Here is a 22,296-nt window from a genome sequence, read left to right on the forward strand (position 1 = left end):
AGCGCAACGCGATGATGGCCTTTTTAGGATCCGTCACGACGGGCGTCAGCAGATGCGGGATGCCGTCGTAGACCGACAGTTCGAGCATCTTCGGATCGACCATGATCAGCCGGCATTCCTCCGGCTTCAGGCGATAGACGAGCGACAGGATCATGGTGTTGATGGCGACCGACTTGCCCGAGCCGGTGGTGCCGGCGACGAGCAGGTGCGGCATGCGCGCCAGATCCGCGATCACCGGCTCGCCGCCGATCGTCTTGCCAAGGCAGAGCGCGAGCTTCTGCTTGGTGGATTCGAAATCCTGGCTCGCGAGAAGTTCGCGCAGGAAAACCGTCTCGCGTTTGTGGTTCGGCAATTCGATGCCGATCGCGTTGCGGCCCTGCACCACCGCGACGCGGGCGGAAACCGCGCTCATGGAACGGGCGATGTCGTCGGCGAGCGAAATGACGCGCGAGGATTTGGTGCCGGGCGCCGGTTCGAGTTCGTAGAGCGTCACCACGGGACCGGGGCGCACGTTGATGATCTCGCCCTTCACGCCGAAATCCTCCAGCGTGCCTTCGAGCAGAGTCGCGTTCTGCTCCAGAGCGTCAGCCGAAATCGTGGGCACCTGCGGCTTCTTCGGTTCGGCCAGAAGGTTGAGGGCAGGCAGCTGATAGTCGCCCTGATCCAAGAAGGATGGCTGGGCCTCGCGCACCATGCGCTTTCCCGGCTTGGGCGCCGTCGGTGCGGGCCCAACCCGCGAGGGTGCGGGCTCCGGCATCGACACGCGGCTCGGCGCTGCGGGCGGGGCCTCGTCCCAGTTCTCGTCATCCTCGTCGTGAAGCGGCGCGGCCGCAGGAGCGGGCCTCGGGCGGCGCGGGGCCGCATCGTCCAGGATCGGCTCGCGCCGCGTCCAGATCGCATCAGGAGCGCCACGGCGGGCCGTCGCTCCGGCTGGGGCAGGCTCGTAATCGTCCTCCGGCGTGGCCCGGCGTTCGGCCCAGCGGCGGGCAGCGGCACGCAGGCTCATGGCGCCGTGTGCCAGGGCGCCGAGAGACACGATTCCCCAGCCGGGCTCATCCGCAGAAGCATCCTCCGGCTCGTCCCATTCGGGAGCCTTGCGACGGCTGCGCTTCGCCTCGGCCGGCTCGTCGAGATCGTCCGGCTCGGTCTGATGCCGCTCCTCGGACAGACCAAGGCCGCAGGCGGCGCTCAGCGTCAGGATCGCGATACCCGCGAAGACGAGACCGAGAATGGCACTGGCGGACCCGCTGGAGAGGCCCGTCACGGCCTTTCCGGCCGCGAGGACGGCGTCTCCGACCACCCCACCGAGCCCCGTCGGAAGGGGCCAGCGATCCGTCGCCGGCAGGGCACTGGCAAGCGCGGTCGCTGCGCCGGCACCGAGAACCCACAGGGCGAGGCGCAGCTGCGCCCGGCCGAGATGGCCGGATTTCATCAGGCGCCAGCCCCAGAGAGCCAATGGCAAAAGGGCCGCGATGGAGCCGAGCCCGAGAAGCTGCATCAAAAGGTCGGCAACGATGGAGCCCGGCCAGCCGAGCAGGTTGCGGATCGGCGCGTCGGTGGCGTTGTTGAGACTCGGATCGTCGACGGACCATGTGGCGAGCGATGCCGCCACCGCACCGGCGACGGCCAACAGGCACAGGCCGATCATCTCCTGAGCGCGCCGGGCAACAAACGCCCTTAGCGCGCTGGAGAGACCATCATAGGATGACGAGGAGCGGCGTGCCGTGCGCATCGAGAACCCTGAATCGCAATCTCTTTTCGACGAAATCGACCTGCGACATTAGAGGGATGGGGTTAAGGGTCCTTTAACCCTAAGCGCCCGCTCTTCCCGGTTGACGCCGTGCCTACGACGGACCAGTGTCCGCGCCATGACGAACAGGGCATCCCTCGCACGCTGGCAGCGGGCCGTAATGACGGCCGCGATCGCCTATGCCCTGGCGCTTCAGGCGCTGCTGTACTCCTTCGGCGGGGCACTCCATGCGGAAGCGAGCCTCTTCGAAGGCGTCGTCTGTGCGCAGACCTCGGAAAGCTCAGGTGCCCACGGGCCGGCGCAGGCGCATGACGCTCTCTGCTGCATCCTGAGCTGTCATGTCGCAGCCGCCTCGGGCGTGCCGATGCCGGATGCAGCGAGCCTCCTGCGCCCGGCCTCCCTTTCGGCTGTCGTTGCTTTTCTGCCGGACGAATCTCGCTTCGTCCGCTCCTTCGGCTTCCTTCCTGTCGGTTCGCGCGCGCCACCGCGCCGGGCTTGAACGTCTTTCGCGAAGATCGTTTCAACCCGACCACAGGACCAATCTCATGAAGCTCTCTCTTTCCGGCGGCGCGCTGGCCGCGTCGGTGCTCGCCCTCTCGGCCACCTCGGCTCTCGCCCACGTCTCTTTCGAGACGGCGCAAACAGCGCCGAATTCCACTTACAAGGCCGTCCTGCGCGTGCCTCACGGCTGCGGCGGCCAGCCGACCCTGAAGATCCGCGTGCGGATCCCGGAGGGCATCATCGCGGTCAAGCCGATGCCGAAGCCCGGCTGGACGCTGGAGACCGTGAAGGGCGCCTATGCGCGCTCCTATTCCCTCTACGGTGATCCGGTCGGCGACGGTGTGAAGGAAATCGTCTGGACCGGCAGTCTCGACGACGCCTTCTACGATGAGTTCGTCTTCCAGGCGCGTTTCACCGATGCGTTCCAACCGGGTGCGACGGTCTATTTCCCGGTAGTCCAAACCTGCAGCAACGGCTCCGAGCAATGGACGCAGGTGCCGACCGCCGGCCAGGACCCGAACAGCCTGAAATCACCGGCGCCCGCAGTGCGGATCGCGGCCGCAGGGATGGCGAATGCGGTGGCACCGGTCATCAAGGCGGGCGATCTGACCATCGAGCAGCCCTGGTCCCGCGCGACCCCCGGTGGCGCCAAAGTGGGCGGCGGCTATCTGCGTGTCACGAATACCGGCAAGGAGCCCGATCGGCTGATCGGCGGCTCGTTCCCGCTCGCCGATCGTGTCGAGCTGCACGAAATGTCTATGGCCGACAACATCATGCGTATGAAGCCCGTCGAGGGCGGGCTCGTCATTGCGCCCGGCGCGACCGTGGAACTCAAGCCCGGCGGCTACCATCTGATGTTCATGGATCTCAAGGAACCGCTCAAGGACGGACAAAGCGTGAAGGGCACGCTGGTGTTCGAGAAGGCCGGAACCGTCGATGTCACCTATGTGGTTCGCGGCATGAACGGCGCCATGGGCGGCCAGGATGCGGCCCCCATGGAGCACAAGCACTGAGGCGGAGGATACGATGGTTCTCAAGCGATCCCTCCTGTTGCCGCTGTCGGTCTTCCTGACGGCGGCGGTCGTCCTGCTCGGGACCCTGCTTCTGGTCCTGCCGGAGCCGAAGCCGGCCGGATCCGCCACGCGGGTTCCGATCGGCGGGCCGTTCCAGCTGACGTCGCAGGACGGTAAGCCGTTCTCCAGCGACAGCCTTAAGGGCAAGCCCTTCGCGATCTTCTTCGGCTTTACCCATTGTCCGGAGGTGTGCCCCACCACCCTCTACGATCTGACGCAGGATCTCGAGGCGATGGGTAAGAACGCGGATAGGCTCAACGTGGTCTTCGTCACCGTCGATCCAGAGCAGGACACGCCGGAGCTGATGAAGACTTATCTGTCCTCCTTCGATCCGCGGATCATCGGCCTGTCGGGCACGCCCGAGCAGATCGCCGCGACTGCGAAGGCCTACAAGGTCTTCTATGAGAAGGTTCCGACCGATTCCGGCTACACGATGAATCACACGGCAACGATCTTCCTCATGGATTCGAAGGGCGACTTCTACGGCTCCTCCAATTTCCAGGAGCCGCAGGAGACCCGGCGGACGAAGCTGAACAACCTGGTGAAGAACGGATAGCGCACTGTCATTCCGGGACGCGCCTAAGGGCGCGGGCCCGGAACCTATAAACGCGACACAGCAGGATTGGGCGCGACGACAATCACTGCGATCTTTCTTCAGGCGCTGGGGTGTATGGGTTCCGGGCTCCGCTACGCGGCCCCGGAATGACAGTGACGTGGTTCGCGATGATGCAGAAAACAAAAAGCCCCGGCCGTGAGGCCGGGGCTTCTCCTTTTGACGATCCTCTGGATAGTTTGTCTTAATCGTCGGAAAGCTCAGTAGTTGTACGCACGCTCGCCGTGGTCCGCGAGGTCGAGACCTTCGCGCTCCGCCTCGTAGGTGGCGCGCAGGCCCAATGTGAGGTCGACGATCTTGTAGAGGATGAGCGAGCCGATGCCGGTCCAGAGCAGGGTCACGACGACCGCGATGAACTGCGTCCAGACCTGCCCGGCGATCGTGTATTCGCCGGCCCCGTAGCCGCCGAGCGAAGGCGCCGCCACGATGCCGGTGCCGATGGCACCGACGATGCCGCCGATGCCGTGGATGCCGAACACGTCGAGGGCATCGTCATAGCCGAGTGCGTTCTTCACCGTCGTAACCGCGAAGTAGCAGACCACGCCCGCCACGAGACCCAGCACGATGGCGCCCATGGGACCCGCGAGGCCGGCTGCGGGCGTGATGGCGACAAGGCCTGCGACCGCGCCCGAGGCGATGCCAAGAAGTGACGCCTTGCCCTTCTCAAAGGACTCGACGGCCGTCCAGGCGAGGCCCGCTGCGGCGGGAGCCAGGATGGTGTTGAGGAGCGCGAGCGCCGCGCCGCCGGTCGCTTCCAAGTTTGAGCCCGCATTGAAGCCGAACCAGCCGACCCACAGGAGGCAGGCGCCCACGAAGGTGAGCGTCAGCGAGTGCGGGGCGAGGAGATCGCGTCCGTAGCCGATGCGCTTGCCGACGAGGAGCGCACCGATTAGGCCCGCGACGCCCGAGTTGATGTGCACCACCGTGCCGCCCGCGAAATCGAGGGCGCCGAGCTTGAAGAGATATCCTTCCGAGAACCACACCATGTGGGCGATGGGCAGATACACGAAGGTCAGCCACAGGAAGGTGAAGAGCATCACGGCCTTGAACTTGATGCGCTCCGCGAAGGCGCCGACGATGAGCGCCGGGGTGATCGCCGCGAAGGTCAGCTGGAAGGCGAGGAACGTGAATTCTGGAATCGCCACGCCCTTGGTGAAGGTGTCGGCGGTGGAATCCGTCGTCACCCCTGCGAGAAAGACCTTGGAGAAACCGCCAATGAAGGCGCCGATGCTTTCCGATCCGGTGCTGAAGGCGAGGGAATAGCCGTAGATCACCCACAGGATGGCGACGAGGCTGAATACCGAGAACACCTGCATCAGCAGGGACAGCATGTTCTTGGTGCGCACCAGGCCGCCATAGAACAGGGCGAGGCCCGGGATCGTCATGAGAATCACCAGGATGGTCGAAATCAGCATCCAGGTGGTGTCGCCCTTGTTGACGGTGGGCGCGGCGTCCTGCGCGAAGGCCGGATCGAAGGCCATGAGCGCGAGCCCGATGCCTCCGAGAATCGTGGCGAGGTTCAAGCGAAGTTTCATCGGATTCAGACTCCGGACGAGGGAAAGGGAGCGGGTGTCACAGGGCATCGGCATCGGCCTCGCCGGTGCGGATGCGAACCGCCTTTTCGAGGGGAACGACGAAGATCTTGCCGTCGCCGATCTGGCCCGTGCGGGCTGCCAGGGTGATGCCTTCGATCACCTTCGGGACGATCTCGGTGGGAACTGCCACCTCGATCTTCAGCTTCGGCAGGAAGCTCACGGCGTACTCGGCGCCGCGATAGATCTCGGTATGTCCTTTCTGCCGTCCGTAGCCTTTCACTTCGGTCACGGTGAGGCCGTGCACGCCGAGCGAGGTGAGCGCGTCGCGGACCTCCTCCAGCTTGAACGGCTTGATGACCGCCATCACGATTTTCATGGGTGAAGCCCCCTTCTGAAGGTTCCCATGAGCCGGCCGGGACCCGCTCATGAGACGATGCCATGCGAACCCGACCTGCCGGGCGGGTCTCGACCAGAGGCTAAGCAAAAGCCGTGCCAACTTGGACAGGCCCGGAGGTCGCCTCGGTGCCTCTGGAATGGGCAGACGAAAAACGGGCAGAATCTCAACTGGCCTGCCCAAAAAACAGGCAGTCGGCCTGCTACCTTTGGGGAATTCACGACCCTTTGGGAGGGTCAGGGCTCTTGCCATCGCAGGATGAACCCCTAGGCTGATGGGCAAGCGTCGCTCAAAAGACGCGGGAAACGCCCGATTCGATGCCCCTGACCGATAGTGCCGCCGCCGTATCCCTCCGCAATATCGCCATCACCTTCGGTGTGAAGGAGACCGGCTACAGAGCCGTCGCGGCCATCGACCTGGCGGTTCGTCCGGGCGAGTTCATCGCCATCGTCGGCCCGACCGGCTGCGGAAAATCGACCCTTCTGAATGCGTCCGCAGGGCTCCTCAAGCCGTCCGAAGGTGAGGTCGCGATCTTCGGAGCGCCCCTCACGGGCCTCAACCGCCGCGCCGGCTACCTCTTCCAGCAGGACGCCTTGATGCCGTGGAAAACGGCGCTGCAGAACGTCGCCGTCGCACTGGAGCCGAAGGGGGTGCCGGCAATCGAGGCGCGGGAAAAGGCCCGCGACTGGTTGCGCCGCGTCGGCCTTTCAGCCTTCGTCGACCGCTACCCGCATATGCTCTCCGGCGGACAAAGAAAGCGCGTGGCGCTGGCGCAGATGCTGATCCGCGATCCGGAAATCCTGCTCATGGATGAGCCCTTCGGTCCGCTCGACGCCCAGACGCGGCAGATCATGGGCAATCTTCTGCTCGACCTCTGGGCGGCGGACCGCAAGGCCGTGCTCTTCGTCACCCACGATCTGGAGGAGGCGATCGCGCTCGCGGACCGCGTCGTGGTGATGTCTGCAGGGCCGGCCGCACGCATCATCGGCGAGTTTCCCATTTCGTTGCCGCGTCCCCGCGACATCGCGGAGGTGCGGTTGGAGCCCGCCTTCCACCACATCCACAAGGAGATCTGGGCGCGCCTGCGCACCGAAGTGCAGAAGGCTTATGCGCAGGGTGAGGAAGCAATGCTGTGATGATTCAATCACTGTCATTCCGGGGCGAGCGTAGCGAGAGCCCGGAACTCATAAAAACCAGCGGTGGAGATATGAATGCAGCGATGGCCGCTGCTCTTTGTTCTGCGATGTCAGCGGCTATGGGTTCCGGGCCCGCGCCTTGCGCGTCCCGGAATGACGGTGAGTGCGATTCCGGAATGATCGAGGAGAGGACACCATGAAACGCATCAAACTCCTCGCGTTCCAGGTCGCGGTCGCCATTGCATTTCTGCTGCTCTGGCACGTCCTCACCACTTATCCGATCCTCGCGCCCGTCAAACAGTCGCAGTTCTTCTTCTCGAATCCTATCGACGTGTTCGTCCGCGTCGGACGAGAATTCGCGAGCGGAGAGATCTGGCGCCATCTCGGCATCACGCTGCTCGAGACCATATTGGCCTTTGCGTTCGGAGCGGCGGGAGGAATTCTATTCGGGTTCCTGTTCGCCCGGCGTGAATTGCTCGCGGCGGTGTTCGATCCCTACATCAAGGCCGCGAATGCGCTGCCGCGCGTGGTGCTCGCGCCGATCTTCGCCCTGTGGTTCGGGCTCGGCATCTGGTCGAAGGTGGCGTTGGGCTTCACCCTCGTGTTCTTCATCGTGTTCTTCAACGTCTATCAGGGCGTGCGCGAGGTGAGCCCGGTGGTGCTCGCCAATGCGCGCATGCTCGGCATGAACGAGCGCCAGCTTCTGCGGCACGTTTATTGGCCGGCGGCGCTGACCTGGATGTTCTCGTCGCTCCATACCTCCGTCGGGTTTGCGCTCGTCGGTGCGGTGGTCGGTGAATATCTCGGCTCGTCGGCGGGTCTCGGCTACAAGATTCACGAGGCGGAAAGCGTGTTCGACGTGACGGGCGTCTTTGCAGGCATGCTGATCCTGTCGATCTTCGTCATCCTCATCGACATGATGGTGACGGCGATCGAGCGCCGGCTCCTCGTCTGGCGGCCGGGATCGCCGACAAGCGGGCAGGGTTGAGCCATCTTTTTTTCGAAACCACAACGCGACAGGGAGACGAACATGGAACGCCGCACATTTCTCATCGGAACGGGCGCCGCCGCTCTAGCAGTGGGTCTCGGCCGCAGCGCTCTCGCGCAGGACAAGCCGGAAAAGACCAAGGTCACGCTCGGCGTCGGCGGCAAGCCGCTGCTCTATTACCTCCCGCTGACCATCGCGGAGCGCAAGGGCTTCTTCAAGGACGAAGGGCTCGATGTCGACATCAACGATTTCGGCGGCGGCGCGAAGTCGCTTCAGGCGCTGATCGGCGGCTCCGTGGACGTGGTGACAGGCGCCTACGAGCATACGATCCGCATGCAGGCAAAGGGCCAGGACGTGCGCGCCGTGACCGAGCTCGGACGTTTCCCGGCCATCGTGATCGCGGTGAAGAAGGAGAAGGCCGGGCAGATCAAGTCGGCTGCCGATTTCAAGGGCCTGAAGATCGGCGTCACGGCGCCGGGCTCCTCCACGGCGCTCACCGCGCAATACGCCATGGTGAAGGCGGGGCTGAAACCGTCCGACGCTGCCATCATCGGCGTCGGCTCCGGCGCGAGCGCAGTTGCGGCCATGCAGAAGGGCGAGATCGACGTGCTCTCGCATCTCGATCCGGTGATCGCGAAGCTCGAATCCGACGGCGATATCGCCATCCTCATCGATACGCGCACGGAAGCCGGCACCCGCGCCCTGTTCGGAGGCTCGAATCCCGCCGCGACGCTCTACACGAAGAAGGATTTCATCGACGCGAACCCCGTGACGACGCAGCGGCTCGTCAACGCCTTCATGAAATCGCTCAAATGGCTGCAGAATGCGAAGCCCGAGGACGTGGCGGATGCGGTGCCGCCGGAATATCACCTCGGCGACAAGCCGCTCTACATCAAGGCGGTGCAGAACTCGCTGGAAAGCTATTCTCGCACCGGCATCGTCCCGCCGGACGGCATGGCGAGCGTCATGGACATGCTCAAAACCCTCGATCCAGAGCTGAAGGACGCGAAGGTCGATCTGGCGACGACCTTCGACGATCGTTTCGTGAAGAAGGCAGCCGGCTGAAACGGCGCGATTGCTATTGATGGGGCGCGGACGGCTCGATCGTTCCGCGCTCCCCTTCATCCGGCTGCTCCGTCGTAAGGCAGCTTCACCGTCTCGGCGAGATAATCGATGAACGCGCGCACCCGCGCCGGCAGGCGTCCGCCCTGGCCGACGAAGACGGCGTGAATGTCCTCCGAATCGCCCGGGTTGAAGGCTTCGAGCATGGGCACGAGGCGTCCCGCCGCGATGTCGGGGCCGATATGGAACCAGGCCAAGCGCGCGAGCCCGACGCCGGCGAGCGCCATCCGGCGCGAGGTCTCGCCGTCGCCGGCCAGGGCATTGCCCACAGCCGGCAGCGTCCGAACCGCGTCGTTCTCCTTGAAGGGCCATTCGTCGAAGCTGCGGGCGAAGTTGAAGCCGATCCGGTTATGCGCTTCGAGATCGGTAGGGGTCTTCGGCGTTCCGTGGCGCGAGAGATAGCTTGGGGCTGCGACCACCACCATCCGGCTCGTTCCGAGCTTACGCGCCACGAGCTGCGACGTCCGCAAGGGCCCGACCCGGATCGCTACGTCGGCCCGCTCCTCGAACAGGTCGACGACCTGATCGGTCAGGACGATGTCGAGCCGCACGTCCGGATAGCGATCGAGGAAACCCGGCACGAGCGGCAGCAGGTGGTGGAGGCCGAACGGCACGTTGCTGTTGACCCTGACGCGGCCCTTCGGCGCCGCCCCGAAGGAGGCCTCCCGTTCCGCATCGTCGATCTCGGCAAGGATGCGCTTCGCCCGCTCGAAGAAGGCGACGCCCTCCGGCGTCAGCTGCAGACGCCGCGTCGAGCGGTGCACGAGGCGCGCCCCGAGCCGGGCTTCGAGCCGCGCCACCAGCTTGCTGACGGCGGATGGAGTCATGCGCAAAGAGCGCGCGGCGGCCGAGAAGCCTGACTGCTCGACCGCACGGACGAAAACTTCCATCTCTCCTGAGCGGTTGATGTCGAGCCGCGCCATGGGATCTCCGATACGTGAATTCAAATCACAAATGATGTTCCCATCGGCATTCTAATTCAAAGGCCCCCGACCTCCTAGTTTCGCGACACCACTTCGCAACGGTCACGACAGGAGCTTGTCCTTGCCCCTTGCCCTCTACACCCTTACCGCCGGGGCCTTCGCCATCGGCACTACCGAGTTCGTCATCATGGGCCTGCTGCTGCAGGTCGCCGGCGATCTCGGCGTTTCCATTTCGCTCGCCGGGCTCCTCATTTCCGGCTACGCGCTCGGCGTCACCGTCGGCGCGCCGCTTATCACGATCCTGACGCGGCAATGGCCGCGCAAGACCGTCCTGGTGGCCCTGATGGTGATCTTCACCATCGGCAACATCGCCTGCACCATTGCGCCGAGCTACGGCGCGCTGATGGCTGCGCGCATCGTGACGGCGCTGGCGCACGGCACGTTCTTCGGCGTCGGCTCCGTCGTTGCGACCGCACTCGTGCCGCCGGAGCGCAAGGCCTCGGCCATCGCCATCATGTTCACAGGCCTGACGGCCGCAACCTTGCTCGGCGTCCCGCTCGGCGCCTGGATCGGACTCGCCTATGGCTGGCGTGCCACCTTCTGGACAGTGGCGGTCATCGGGGCCCTGGCAACCGTCGTGCTTGCCGCCTTCGTCCCGTCGTCCGATAGCCGCAACAACGAAGCGGTGTCGCTGCGCGAGGAACTCGCCGGCTTGCTGCGCCTCCAGGTCCTGCTCGGCCTGGGCATGACCGTGCTCGGCTATGCGGGCGTCTTCGCGGTGGTCACCTATATCCAGCCGATCCTGACGCAGATCACCGGTTTCTCGGAGGCCGCCGTCTCACCGATCCTGCTGATCTTCGGCGCAGGCCTCGCCATCGGCAATCTCGGTGGCGGCTGGCTCGCGGACAAGCGCCTGATGCCGACCCTGATCGGGACGCTGGCGACGCTCGCCATCGTGCTCGCCGCCATGACGTTTGCCGTCCATGAGAAGACCCTTGCCGTCGCGTTCGTCGGGCTTCTCGGCGCTGCCGCCTTCGCCACCGTAGCGCCGCTGCAGCTGCGCGTCCTCGAAAAGGCCGGTGGCGCGGGCCAGGGACTCGCATCGAGCCTCAACATTGCGGCGTTCAACCTCGGCAATGCACTCGGCGCCTGGATCGGCGGCGTCGTGATTGATCACGGCCCCGGTCTCGGGTCGGTCCCCTTCGTCGCCGCGCTCGTCACCCTGGCCGGGCTCGTTCTCGCCCTGGTGAGCCATGGGCTCGACCGGCGCATACCCGCCTCCACTCTCTCGCATCAGGGAATCTGACCATGGAATACAGACGTTTGGGACATTCGGGCCTCGAGGTCCCGGTGCTCAGTTTCGGGGCCGGCACCTTCGGCGGCAAAGGTCCGCTCTTCGGAGCCTGGGGCGATACGGACACGGCGGAGGCGCGCCGACTGATCGATATCTGCCTCGATGCCGGCGTCACCCTCTTCGACACCGCCGACGTCTATTCGGACGGCGCGTCCGAGAGCGTGCTGGGCGAAGCGATCAAGGGGCGGCGAGACAAGGTTCTCCTGTCGACCAAGACAGGCCTCCCGACGGGCGAGGGGTCGAACGAGGCCGGCACGTCCCGCAGCCGGCTGATCGGTGCCGTCGAAGCAGCCCTGACGCGCCTTGGCACCGACTATATCGATCTGCTGCAGCTCCATGCCTTCGACGCCCGCACGCCGGTCGAGGAAGTTCTCTCGACCCTCGATGATCTCGTCCGGGCAGGAAAGCTCCGCTATGTGGGCGTGTCGAACTTCGCCGGCTGGCAGCTCATGAAGTCGCTGGCAGTGGCGGAGCGCTATGGCTATCCGCGCTACGTGGCGCATCAAGCCTATTACTCGCTGGTCGGCCGTGATTACGAATGGGAGCTGATGCCGCTCGCCCGCGACCAGGGCATCGGCGCGGTGGTCTGGAGCCCGCTCGGCTGGGGACGTCTGACCGGCAAGATTCGCCGGGGCGAGACGCTGCCGGAAACGAGCCGCTTGCATCAGACCGCCGAATACGGCCCGCCCGTCGACGACGAGCACCTCTTTCGTGTCGTCGATGCTCTCGATGCGGTGGCGGAGGAGACCGGAAAGACGGTGCCGCAGATTGCCTTGAACTGGCTCCTGCAGCGGCCGACCGTCTCGACCGTGGTCATCGGCGCGCGCAACGAGGAGCAGCTGCGTCAGAACCTCGGCGCCGTCGGATGGTCGCTGACGCCCGAGCAGATCGCCCGCCTCGATGCGGCGAGTGCCGTCGTGCCGGCCTATCCCTATTGGCCCTCTTATCGTCAGGCCGGTTTCGCCCGGGTCAATCCGCCGGCTGTCTAAACTCCGCCGGCCGACTAAACGAAGAACGCCGCTGCGTGGACGAAGATCCGCGCGGCGGTCCCATAAAGGTTATGCGTCCTACGCGCTGCGATCGCGGATCAGGCCCTCTTGGGCTACGGACGCGACGAGCGTCCCGTCCTGGCGGAAGATCAGCCCGCGCGAGAAGCCGCGGGCGCCGCCGGCAAAGGGCGTATCCTGGGCGTAGAGCAGCCATTCGTCGGCCCGGAAGGGGCGGTGGAACCATAAGGCGTGATCGAGGCTCGCGCCCTGAATAGTCGGATCGAACACGGTTCGGCCGTGAGGGACGAGAGACGTATCGAGCAGGGTCATGTCGGATGCGTAGGCCAGCACGGCCTGATGCACGGCCAGGTCGTCGGGCAGACGATCCGTTGCCCGGATCCAGACATGGAAGATCGGCTCGCCCGGATCCTTCGACATGTAGCGCTGCATTTCGACGGGACGCATTTCGATCGGCCGCTCGCGTTCGAAATAGGTTCGCATCGGCTCCGGCATCTTCTGCAGAAGCTCCGCCTTCACCTCGGTTTCGTTCGGGAGCTCATCCGGGCCGGGCACGTCCGGCATCGGCGCCTGATGCTCGAACCCTTCCTCCGCCACCTGGAACGATGCGGACATGGAAAAGATCGCTTGGCCGTGCTGGATCGCCACGACCCGCCGCGTGGCGAAGCTGCGCCCATCGCGGATGCGGTCGACCTCGTAGATGATCGGAACCTTGGGATCGCCCGGCCGCATGAAATAGCCGTGGAGCGAGTGGGGCAGCCGACCTTCGACGGTGCGGGCGGCCGCGACAAGCGCCTGGCCGATCACCTGCCCGCCGAACACCCGCTGCCAGCCCTCTTTCGGGCTCTGGCCGCGGAAAAGATTCACTTCCAGGGGCTCTAGGTCGAGAATCTTGAGCAGGTTGGCGACGGCGCTGGACATGGACGGCGGATCCTTTCGCGGAAATCCATCCATCGGAGAGCCGGTGACGAACGTCAAGCTTGACGGGTGCGCATCCATCGCGGACATCCCTTTGTGCCCTAGATTCCCTTTTGGGGCCATTGTCGGGAGAGCGCCATGAGCACAGAGCGTCCACGCATCGTCATCGCCGGTGGTGGCCTGGCCGGATTATCCCTGTCCTTGGCCCTGAAGCAGGCGCTCGGCGATGCCATCGAGGTCGCCATGTGCGATCCGGCTCTGAAGCGTGATCCCCATGGGGACAAACGCGCCTATGCCATCGCGGCATCGGCACGGCGGATGCTGGAAACGTTGCATATCTGGGACGCGGTCGCCGACAAGGCGCAGCCCATCCGCGACATGGTGATCACCGACAGCCGCTTGCAGGACCCCGTACGGCCGACCTTCCTGACCTTCGCGGGCGAAGTGGAGGAGGGCGAACCCTTCGCCCATATGGTGGCGGGCGGCGACCTGACCGCCGCCCTGGTCGAATCCTGCCGGAACGCCGGCGTCGCCCTGATGCCGACCAGCGTGGAGACCTTTTCCGCGCATCCGGGCGGAATCGATGTCGTAACAAATGGCGGCGGCATCACGCTCCGCGCTTGTCTTCTCGTGGCCGCCGACGGGGCTCGCTCGCGGCTGCGCGAACAGGCCGGCATCAGCTGGATCTCCTGGCCGTATCGCCAGTCGGCCATCGTGGCGACGATCCTTCATGCACGCGACCATGAGGGCCGGGCGGTCGAGCATTTCCTGCCGGCGGGGCCCTTCGCGATCCTGCCGCTCAAGCCGGAAACCCTGCCGGACGGGCGCATTCAGCACCGCTCCTCCATCGTCTGGACGGAGCGCAGCGAGGAGGTGCCTCATCTTCTCGATGCCCATACGGAAGATCTCCTGGATGAGCTGGAGCGCCGCTTCGGGCTCCAGCTCGGGGAACTCTCCTTCGAGACCAAACCACAGGCCTTTCCTTTGTCCTTCGGCGTCGCCCGTCGTTTCACCGCCGAGCGCCTCGCGCTGCTCGGCGATGCCGCTCATGTGATCCATCCGATTGCCGGGCAGGGGCTCAATCTCGGCTTGCACGATGCAGCAGCCCTGGCCGAGATCGTCGTGGAGGCTCTGCGCCTCGGTCGCGATCCTGGCAGCGCCGACGTGCTCGACGATTACGAGCGGGCGCGGCGGGCCGACATCACCGCCATGGGGCTGATGACGGATGGGCTCAACCGCCTGTTCTCTAACGATGCCCTGCCGGTCAGGCTGGTTCGGGATCTCGGCCTCGGCCTCGTCGACCGGATGCCGGGATTGAAGAAGTTTTTCATCCGCGAGGCAGCCGGCCTTGCCGGCGGCACTGCGCCGCGGCTGCTCCGAGGCGAGGCTCTGTAAGCCAGGAGAGGCCGCAGACCTTTATTATTGTAACGACATATCGTAATAGTTCGGAAATCCATTTCTCGATTCCTGGCGGATTTCCATGACCAATTACTTTTTCGACGCCACCCATCCGTTGCCGCAACCGGGCACCAACGCCCTCGTCGAACTTCCCGATGCCGGCACGACCTTCGTCGGCCTCGACATCGTCAACGCGACCGGCGTCGCGCTCATGACCCAAGCCAAGCAGAGGATCTCGATCGCCGAGACCTTCAAAGTTCAGGGCAACGGCAATGCGGTGGAGGTGAAGGGCAACGGTAGCGCCATCTATAACGACGGGACCATCCAGTCGACCAATGGTATCGGCGTCCACTTCCTGGCAGCTGGAACGGGCTTCGTCACGAATTACGGCCAGATCACCGGAACCAAGGGGATCGTTGTCGAATCCGCCAATGCGCAACAGCCCTCAGTCGCAGACAAGCTCGATCTCTACAATCTCGGAACCGTCTCCGCTTCGGGCCTCGCGATTCAGGGAAATATCGGCGCCGATCATGTCACAAATGCCGGCCTGATCAAGACGACAGGCAATGATGCGAGCGTCACGATCATTGATCTTGGAGCTGGCAGCGATTTCTATGACGGTACCCAAGGAACCGTGGTCGGACGGATCGAACTCGGGGCGGGAGATGATACGGCTTATGGCGGCGTCGGAAATGAGACCTTTTCCGGCGGCCCCGGCAGCAACTACATCGACGGCGGAGTCGGTACCGCCGATACGATCGATTATTCCTGGGCAACGGCGAGTGTCACACTCAGCCTGGCGCTGTCTGGAAGCCAGTGGATCGGCTTTCAGTCCGATCAGATCCTCAATGTCGAGAATATCATTGGCAGCGCCCAGGCCGACAAGCTGACCGGCAGCGATGTCGCCAACAAGCTCCAAGGCGGTGCCGGCGCCGATACGCTCGAGGGTGGGTTTGGCAACGATACCCTTGATGGCGGCGATGGTATTGATACGGCGCGCTATTCAGGCTCGTCCGGAGTCACTGTCAGTCTCGCGATCAATGGAGCACAGGACGCCGGCGTCTATGGCAGCGATACGCTGATCGGAATCGAGAACCTCGAAGGCGGCTCTGGAGCGGACAAGCTCACGGGCAACGACGGCAACAACACGCTGACGGGGGGCAACGGTAACGACACGCTGACGGGGGGACTCGGAAACGATCTTCTCGATGGAGGCGCCGGTGAGGACAGGGCGGTCTATACTGGCAACAGCACGGCTTACACGATCACGTCCAACACCGACGGTACCTTCACCATCGCCGGGCCCGAAGGGCAGGACATCTTGAAGGATGTCCGGCTTGCGCAGTTCGCTGACAAGACCATTGCGTTGGTCAACGGTGCGCCATCGAGCATTTTTCTGTCGGGAAGCACCATATCCGAGACGGCGGCGCCCGGCACGACCATCGGGACCCTATTCGGATCTGATCCTGACAACGACACGCTGACTTATTCCCTCGTTTCGAACGCGGGCGGCCTGTTTGGTCTCAACGGCACGAATCTCGTCCTGCAGGGAGCGCTCGATTACGAGACCGCGAAGCAATACACCATCGCCGTTAAAGCCAGCGACGCTTACGGCAAGGATCTCGTCAAGGCGGTCACGATCAACGTCCGCAACGTCGTCGAAACCAATCCGCTGAAACTGACCGGCACCGCGAAGCAGGATTCCCTTGTGGGAGAAGATGGCAACGACCTGATCAAGGGACTTGGCGGCAACGATACCCTATGGGGACAGGGCGGCAATGACACGCTGATCGGCGGCGCCGGAAACGATGCGCTTATCGGCGGCATCGGCAAGGATGTGTTCGTGTTCGACACGAAACCGAATGTGCGCTCGAATGTCGATACCATCTACGGCTTTACGCCGGTCGACGATACGATCGATCTGTCGCGAAAGATCTTCTCCAAGCTGCCCAAGAAGGGCACCCTCGCCAAGGGCGCCTTTTGGATCGGCGACCACGTCCACGACAAGGACGATAGAATCATCTACAACAAGAAGACCGGTGCCCTGTTCTACGATCCCGATGGAACCGGCAAGGCTTCGGCGATTCAGATCGCAGTCCTGTCGACCAAGCTCAAGCTCACCTATCACGACTTCATGGTGATTTGAGTCAATCACCGATTTGTCCTGGATTTCCTGCTGGTCCTGTAGGGCTCCGCCGTTTCATGCATAGGCCAGGAACGCGCGACTTGACCGATGACTGACTTGGATACCCAACACCCATGGGCATCGCCGTTGCCGGACCGTGGCAGTGGGCTTCACACTTAGCTCCGATACGTCCTACGGTTCGGGCGGAGTCGACATGGCGAGCGGTCCAGATGCCGGTAAGGGCGGCAAATATTCCATTCCGCCGCTGGCTACGCGGATGTGGCATGGCGGGATTCGTCTCCCTCCTAAGATTGCTCTCAACTCGTCGCATCCTTGCATTGTGATCCTGCAAATGGCGGAGCCGCATTCTCAGGCTTTGCCTAGTGTCGTTTCTTGCTATGATCGGCAAAATAGGTTGGGGGCGTCTGCAGATCGGCCGAAGACCAACGGCTGAGGGAGCGGACCGATGGATGAGCTCTCCTCCCAGGAAGTGGACCGGGTTGCAGCCCTTGCCCTGTATCGGGTCCTGAATACCGCTCCGGAATTTTCCTATGATGCACTGACCGAGCTGGCGGCCGAGATCTGCGGCTGTCCGGTTGCCCTGATCAGTCTCATGGACGAGCGGCGCGCATGGCTGAAATCCAAGTATGGCCTGCCGGCCGATATGGTCGAGTGTCCGCGTGAGATCACGATGTGCAACACGACACTGTGTTCCAACGATCTGATCTACGAGCCGGATTTGACGGCGAGCGAGCGCTTTCGTGATCTGCCCATGGTGACCGGCGAGCCCTTCGCCCGGTTCTATTGCGGGATGCCCCTGATCAACCGGGAAGGCTTCGCCCTCGGCACGCTCTGTGTCATCGGGTTCGAACCGCTCGAGCTACGCCCGTCGCAGCGGGAAGCAGTGCGCCGCCTAGCGCAGCAGGCCATGGCCCAGCTCGAACTGCGCAGGCAGCTTCTGGAGCGCGACGAGCTTATCGGCGAAGTCTCGCAAGCACGAGCTGCTGCCGAAGCGGCGCGCGAGCGTTCGGAAAAGCTTCTCAAAAACATCCTGCCGGAATCAATCGCCGAAGAGCTTCAGACGAGCGGCAGAGTCGAGCCGCGCTCCCACGAGGCAACCACCATTCTCTTTGCAGACTTCAAGGCGTTTACGCGTCTCACCGAAACCCTCGATCCGGCCGGACTGATCCGACAGCTCGACCTGAATTTTGCGCGCTTCGACGAGATTGCGCAAAGCCACGGAATGGAGACGATCAAGACGGTCGGTGATGCCTTCATTGCGGCAGGCGGCCTGCCGGTGGAAAATCGCAGCCATCCCATCGATGCATGTCTTGCTGCATTACAGATGCAGCGGTTCATTCACACTTCCAACCTGCAGCGTGAAAAGCTGCGCTTGCCGCTGTGGGAGCTGCGGATCGGTGTCAATTCAGGTCCCGTCGTGGCCGGAATCGTCGGACAGCGCCGCTTCACTTATGATGTATGGGGCAATGCGGTGAATGTGGCGCAGCGTTTGGAGGAGGCCTGCGAGCCAGGTCGCGTGAATATTTCCGCCAGCACATTGCATCACGTCTCCCGTCTGTTCGAGATCGAGGCCCGAGGTTCTGTCCAGGTAAAGCATATCGGTGCTATCGACATGTATTTCCTGGACCGCATTCGCCCGGACCTCTGTACGGATTCGGACGGCGTCAGTCCCAGCGATGCATTCTGGCGAATGAGCGGTATCCGGAGAAGCGCGGGATCTGACAACGCGGGGATCCGAGCCTGAACGGAAGACGAGTTCCCAGCTTGGCCTCTTGCATCGACGGTGCGTCTTCACCGTTCAGAGCATAAAGGCGCGGTTTCGTCCGGGGCTGTCTTCGAAAGGGGGAGAGCCATGCACTCCAAGGCTGTACAGGAGACCGTGAATTCCTCGGAGCAGACGGCCTCTCAGGAAGGGTCCTATGTCGAAAAGGCGATCGGCCTGGTCTTGCTCCTGGTTCTGATGGCCGGCTGCTTCTTCGTTCTGAAGCCGTTTCTGACCGCCATCTTGCTTGCCGTCATTCTCTGCGTGTCGACATGGGGATTGTTCCGACGCGTTGAACATATGTTTGGCGGACGGCAGAACCCCGCAGCCCTCGTCACAACCCTCACGATTGCGGGTTTTCTCGTGGTGCCGCTCGTGATCTTGGGCGCAAATCTGGCGGATGATGTCGCCCGGCTCGCTGCGGCCATCCATGTCGCGATCGATCAGGGGCTTCCACCGCCTCGCTGGCTGGGAAGCCTGCCTCTGGTTGGAAAAGAAGCTGAACGGATATGGACTGACATATCGCAGAAAGGTGCGGAGCTTTGGCCGACGCTCGCGCCCTATGTGCAACCGCTGCGCGAGGAGGCGTTATCGACGGGAGCCTCTCTCCTTTCGGGAACGCTCCAGGTCATATTCGGAATCGTTCTTGCCTTCTTTTTCTATCGCGACGGTGCCTATGTCGAGAGGCGCCTTGAATGGGCCATGAGTCGGTTAGGTGGCTGGCGAGCGCAGCATGTCTTGCAGATTGCGGGCAAGACCATCGTCAGCGTGGTCAACGGGGTGTTGGGTACGGCCCTCATTCAGGGCATCCTGTTGGGTGTCAGCTTCGGGATCGCCGGTGTGCCCGGCGCCGTTGTGTTCGGCGCCGTGGGATTGATAGCCACGTTACTTCCATTGGGTCTCGTGGTGCTCTGGCTCCCGGCCGGCCTGTGGCTGATGTCGCAGGGCCATACTGGTTGGGCCATATTCGTGATGATCTGGAACGGCGTTTTCGTCGGCAGCCTCGACAACATCCTGCGCCCATATCTCATTAGCCGTGGCGTCAGGATGCCGATGTTGCTGATCTTCCTGGGCGTGCTCGGGGGGCTTGTCACTTTCGGGATCGTCGGTGTTTTTCTTGGCCCGGTCCTGCTTGCGGTTGCTCATACCCTGTTTCAGGACTGGGGGCGTACCAGCGAAGCTGCATCTGAAACCGCGTAGGCTCTCACGCGATGCGGTTCATTGCTTCGTTCCGTATGGGCGCCGTTCTTCCCGTCAAACATGCAACAACTCCCTAGGCCGAACGTTTGTCCTCCGTCCGGGTTCGCCTGGATGCGTCCCATCCGCAATGTTGCAACAAGGGCGTCTGATGCCGCGGGACAGGATTTCCCGTCGCTTCAAGGCGAGGGGAGACTATCATGGCAGAGGAGATTCAGGGCGTCAGGCTGCAGGTGGCCAACGCACGGCCGGAGGATGCCGGACGTGGCGTCGCGCGGGTCAGTCAGAAGGTCTTGGCGGAACTCGGTCTCCAGGAGGGGCAGCCGATCGAAATCGTCGGCAAGCGGCACACCACTGCGATCGCCGTTCCTCCCTATGCAGAGGACGAGGGTCTCAACATCATCCGCCTTGATGGTCTGCAGCGCGTGAATGCGGGCGTCGGCAGCGGCGATCACGTGGAGATCAGGCGCGCCGAGGTGCGTCCCGCGACCAGAATCGTACTGGCGCCGGCGCAGAAGAACGTCCGTCTGCAAGGTTCCGCCGAGGCGCTGCGGCGGACCTTCTACATGCGTCCTCTGGCTGCCGGCGACGTGATTTCGACCTCGGTCCATTCACCCCGTGCCATCGACCCACGTCTCCCCGAGGAACTGCGCGGCCTCTTGAACATGCCTGCCTACGGTCTGCAGGAAATCCGCCTCGTGGTGGTATCGACTCAGCCTCGGGGAATCGTGCAGGTCACCGCCGAGACCGAGATGGAGCTGCGACCGCAATTCGAGGAGCCGAAGGAGGCGCGCCGGGCCGATGTGACCTATGACGACATCGGCGGCCTGGGCGACACCGTCGATCAGGTCCGTGAAATGGTCGAGCTGCCCTTGCGCCACCCGGAGCTGTTCCAGCGCCTCGGCATCGATCCGCCGAAGGGCGTCCTGCTCTACGGCCCGCCCGGTACCGGCAAGACGCTGCTGGCCCGCGCGGTCGCCAACGAGACGGAGGCACAGTTCTTCCATATCGCGGGCCCCGAGATCATGGGCCGGCACTATGGCGAATCCGAGCAGCGCCTGCGGGAGGTCTTCCAGGAGGCGCAGCAGAATTCCCCGGCCATCATCTTCATCGACGAGATCGACAGCATTGCGCCCAAGCGCGAGGAGGTGACGGGCGAGGTGGAGCGCCGCATCGTGGCGCAGCTCCTCACCTTGATGGACGGCCTTGAGCCGCGCCAGAACATCGTGGTGATTGGCGCCACCAACCGCCGTGAAGCCATCGATGAGGCTCTTCGCCGACCGGGACGGTTCGATCGGGAGATCGTCATCGGCGTGCCGGACGAGCCAGGGCGGCGCGAGGTTCTGGCGATCCATACCCGTGGCATGCCGCTCGCCGAGGATGTGGATCTCGGCGAGATCGCCCGCACGACTTACGGCTTCGTCGGCGCGGATCTGTCGGCTCTGGCGCGCGAGGCGGCCATGGATTCCCTGCGCCGCATCCTGCCCGGCATCAATCTCAAGGAAGGAATTCCCGCCGAGGTCCTGGAGAAACTCCAGGTTACGCGGGCGGACTTCATGAATGCCATGAGGCGCGTCCAGCCTTCTGCCCTGCGGGAAATCATGATTCAGGTCCCGAACGTGACCTGGAGCGATATCGGCGGCCTGGAGGAGGCGCGGACGAAGCTGCAGGAAGGCGTCGAGCTGCCTCTCAAGAGCCCGGAGGCCTTTCGGCGAATGGGGATCCGCCCGGCCAAGGGTTTTCTGCTCTTCGGCCCGCCCGGAACCGGCAAGACGCTTCTCGCCAAGGCGGTGGCGCGTGAGGCGCAGGCGAATTTCGTCGCGACGAAATCCTCCGATCTTCTGTCCAAATGGTACGGCGAATCCGAGCAGCAGGTCTCGCGTCTCTTCGCGCGTGCCCGGCAGGTGGCTCCGACCGTGATCTTCATCGACGAGATCGATTCCCTCGCACCGGTGCGCGGCGGCGGCCTCGGCGAGCCTGCCGTCACCGAGCGGGTCGTCAACACGATCCTGGCCGAAATGGACGGTCTTGAAGAGCTGCAGGGTGTGGTCGTGATGGCTGCCACCAACCGGCCCAATCTGGTCGATCCGGCGCTCCTGCGTCCGGGACGCTTCGACGAGCTGATTTACGTCTCTGTACCCGATGCCCAGGGGCGGCGGCATATTCTTGGCATTCACACCAGAGACATGCCCCTCGCCGAGGATGTCGATCTCGACAATCTGGCCGAGCGCACGAACCGCTTCACCGGCGCGGATCTGGAGGATCTGACGCGCCGCGCCGGCCTTCTTGCCTTACGCGAATCCATCGAAGCGCAGACGGTGACCATGGAGCATTTCGAACGGGCTTTACGCGAAACCCGGCCCTCCGTGACGCCCGAAATGGAGCAGGAATATCAGGAGATGCTCCGCACCCTGAGGCAGGAAGGCCCACAGCGCCAGCCGATCGGTTTCATGCCTGTCCGGCAGGCGGCGGAATAGGC

General features: G+C 63.8%; 18 protein-coding genes. 13 read left to right on the forward strand and 5 right to left on the reverse strand.

What is annotated here, in order from left to right:
• Window positions 1–1,732 (reverse strand): DNA translocase FtsK 4TM domain-containing protein (locus K9B37_RS04395; RefSeq protein WP_224311603.1); only part of this gene is annotated, 1,732 nt, incomplete at its 3' end.
• Window positions 1,733–1,868: 136 nt separating this feature from the next.
• Between K9B37_RS04395 and K9B37_RS04400 the strand changes: the two genes are divergently transcribed.
• Genes K9B37_RS04400 through K9B37_RS04410 form a run of 3 tightly spaced genes read left to right on the forward strand, consistent with a single transcriptional unit; the run spans window position 1,869 to window position 3,880 of the window.
• A complete protein-coding gene (locus tag K9B37_RS04400) occupies window positions 1,869–2,249 on the forward strand; it encodes a DUF2946 family protein (RefSeq protein ID WP_224311605.1) in 381 nt (126 codons plus the stop codon).
• A gap of 46 nt (window positions 2,250–2,295) precedes the next feature.
• Entirely contained in the window at window positions 2,296–3,264 is a 969-nt protein-coding gene (locus K9B37_RS04405) for a DUF1775 domain-containing protein (protein ID WP_224311607.1), read from the forward strand.
• A gap of 13 nt (window positions 3,265–3,277) precedes the next feature.
• Entirely contained in the window at window positions 3,278–3,880 is a 603-nt protein-coding gene (locus tag K9B37_RS04410; RefSeq protein ID WP_224311608.1) for an SCO family protein, read from the forward strand.
• 257 nt (window positions 3,881–4,137) lie between these two features.
• On the opposite strand, the gene K9B37_RS04415 is transcribed toward K9B37_RS04410, so the two are convergent.
• Entirely contained in the window at window positions 4,138–5,472 is a 1,335-nt protein-coding gene (locus tag K9B37_RS04415) for an ammonium transporter (RefSeq protein WP_224311610.1), read from the reverse strand.
• 37 nt (window positions 5,473–5,509) lie between these two features.
• Complete coding sequence (locus K9B37_RS04420; protein ID WP_224311611.1) at window positions 5,510–5,848, reverse strand: P-II family nitrogen regulator; 339 nt, start codon at window positions 5,846–5,848, stop codon at window positions 5,510–5,512.
• A 335-nt stretch (window positions 5,849–6,183) separates the two neighbouring features.
• On the opposite strand from K9B37_RS04420, the gene K9B37_RS04425 reads away from it, so the two are divergent.
• From K9B37_RS04425 to K9B37_RS04435, 3 genes are all read left to right on the forward strand, one after another.
• Window positions 6,184–7,002 (forward strand): ABC transporter ATP-binding protein, encoded by an 819-nt coding sequence (locus K9B37_RS04425; RefSeq protein ID WP_224311613.1) that lies wholly within the window; start codon window positions 6,184–6,186, stop codon window positions 7,000–7,002.
• A 196-nt stretch (window positions 7,003–7,198) separates the two neighbouring features.
• Window positions 7,199–7,990: an ABC transporter permease gene (locus tag K9B37_RS04430; RefSeq protein WP_224311615.1), complete on the forward strand. Its 792-nt coding sequence runs from the start codon at window positions 7,199–7,201 to the stop codon at window positions 7,988–7,990.
• A gap of 42 nt (window positions 7,991–8,032) precedes the next feature.
• The gene (locus tag K9B37_RS04435) at window positions 8,033–9,055 is read left to right on the forward strand and encodes an ABC transporter substrate-binding protein (protein ID WP_224311616.1); all 1,023 of its coding nucleotides are present in this window, start codon (window positions 8,033–8,035) and stop codon (window positions 9,053–9,055) included.
• A 56-nt stretch (window positions 9,056–9,111) separates the two neighbouring features.
• Here the strand turns inward: K9B37_RS04435 and K9B37_RS04440 are convergent, their stop codons facing one another.
• On the reverse strand, window positions 9,112–10,035 hold the full coding sequence (locus K9B37_RS04440) for a LysR family transcriptional regulator (RefSeq protein ID WP_224311617.1): 924 nt from the start codon (window positions 10,033–10,035) through the stop codon (window positions 9,112–9,114).
• 121 nt (window positions 10,036–10,156) lie between these two features.
• Between K9B37_RS04440 and K9B37_RS04445 the strand changes: the two genes are divergently transcribed.
• Both K9B37_RS04445 and K9B37_RS04450 read left to right on the forward strand, forming a co-directional pair.
• Window positions 10,157–11,341 carry an MFS transporter gene (locus K9B37_RS04445; protein ID WP_224311618.1) on the forward strand — a complete coding sequence of 395 codons (1,185 nt, stop codon included), beginning with the start codon at window positions 10,157–10,159 and terminating at the stop codon, window positions 11,339–11,341.
• Window positions 11,342–11,343: 2 nt separating this feature from the next.
• Window positions 11,344–12,378, forward strand: coding sequence for an aldo/keto reductase (locus K9B37_RS04450; RefSeq protein ID WP_224311619.1), 1,035 nt, complete (start codon window positions 11,344–11,346; stop codon window positions 12,376–12,378).
• 78 nt (window positions 12,379–12,456) lie between these two features.
• Here the strand turns inward: K9B37_RS04450 and tesB are convergent, their stop codons facing one another.
• Entirely contained in the window at window positions 12,457–13,317 is an 861-nt protein-coding gene (tesB, locus tag K9B37_RS04455) for an acyl-CoA thioesterase II (RefSeq protein ID WP_224311620.1), read from the reverse strand.
• A 135-nt stretch (window positions 13,318–13,452) separates the two neighbouring features.
• On the opposite strand from tesB, the gene K9B37_RS04460 reads away from it, so the two are divergent.
• The 5 genes from K9B37_RS04460 to K9B37_RS04485 all read left to right on the forward strand — a co-directional run bounded on the left by K9B37_RS04460 (window position 13,453) and on the right by K9B37_RS04485 (window position 22,294).
• Window positions 13,453–14,709: a ubiquinone biosynthesis hydroxylase gene (locus K9B37_RS04460; RefSeq protein ID WP_224311622.1), complete on the forward strand. Its 1,257-nt coding sequence runs from the start codon at window positions 13,453–13,455 to the stop codon at window positions 14,707–14,709.
• An 85-nt stretch (window positions 14,710–14,794) separates the two neighbouring features.
• Entirely contained in the window at window positions 14,795–16,858 is a 2,064-nt protein-coding gene (locus K9B37_RS04465) for a cadherin domain-containing protein (protein WP_305072126.1), read from the forward strand.
• Window positions 16,859–17,303: 445 nt separating this feature from the next.
• Window positions 17,304–18,602 (forward strand): adenylate/guanylate cyclase domain-containing protein, encoded by a 1,299-nt coding sequence (locus tag K9B37_RS04475; protein ID WP_224311624.1) that lies wholly within the window; start codon window positions 17,304–17,306, stop codon window positions 18,600–18,602.
• Between the two features lie 108 nt (window positions 18,603–18,710).
• Window positions 18,711–19,820, forward strand: coding sequence for an AI-2E family transporter (locus K9B37_RS04480; RefSeq protein ID WP_224311625.1), 1,110 nt, complete (start codon window positions 18,711–18,713; stop codon window positions 19,818–19,820).
• 197 nt (window positions 19,821–20,017) lie between these two features.
• Window positions 20,018–22,294, forward strand: coding sequence for a CDC48 family AAA ATPase (locus K9B37_RS04485; RefSeq protein WP_224311626.1), 2,277 nt, complete (start codon window positions 20,018–20,020; stop codon window positions 22,292–22,294).
• Window positions 22,295–22,296 lie beyond the last annotated feature (2 nt).

The sequence above is a fragment of the Microvirga puerhi genome (assembly GCF_020089865.1).
GTDB classification, from domain to species: domain Bacteria; phylum Pseudomonadota; class Alphaproteobacteria; order Rhizobiales; family Beijerinckiaceae; genus Microvirga; species Microvirga puerhi.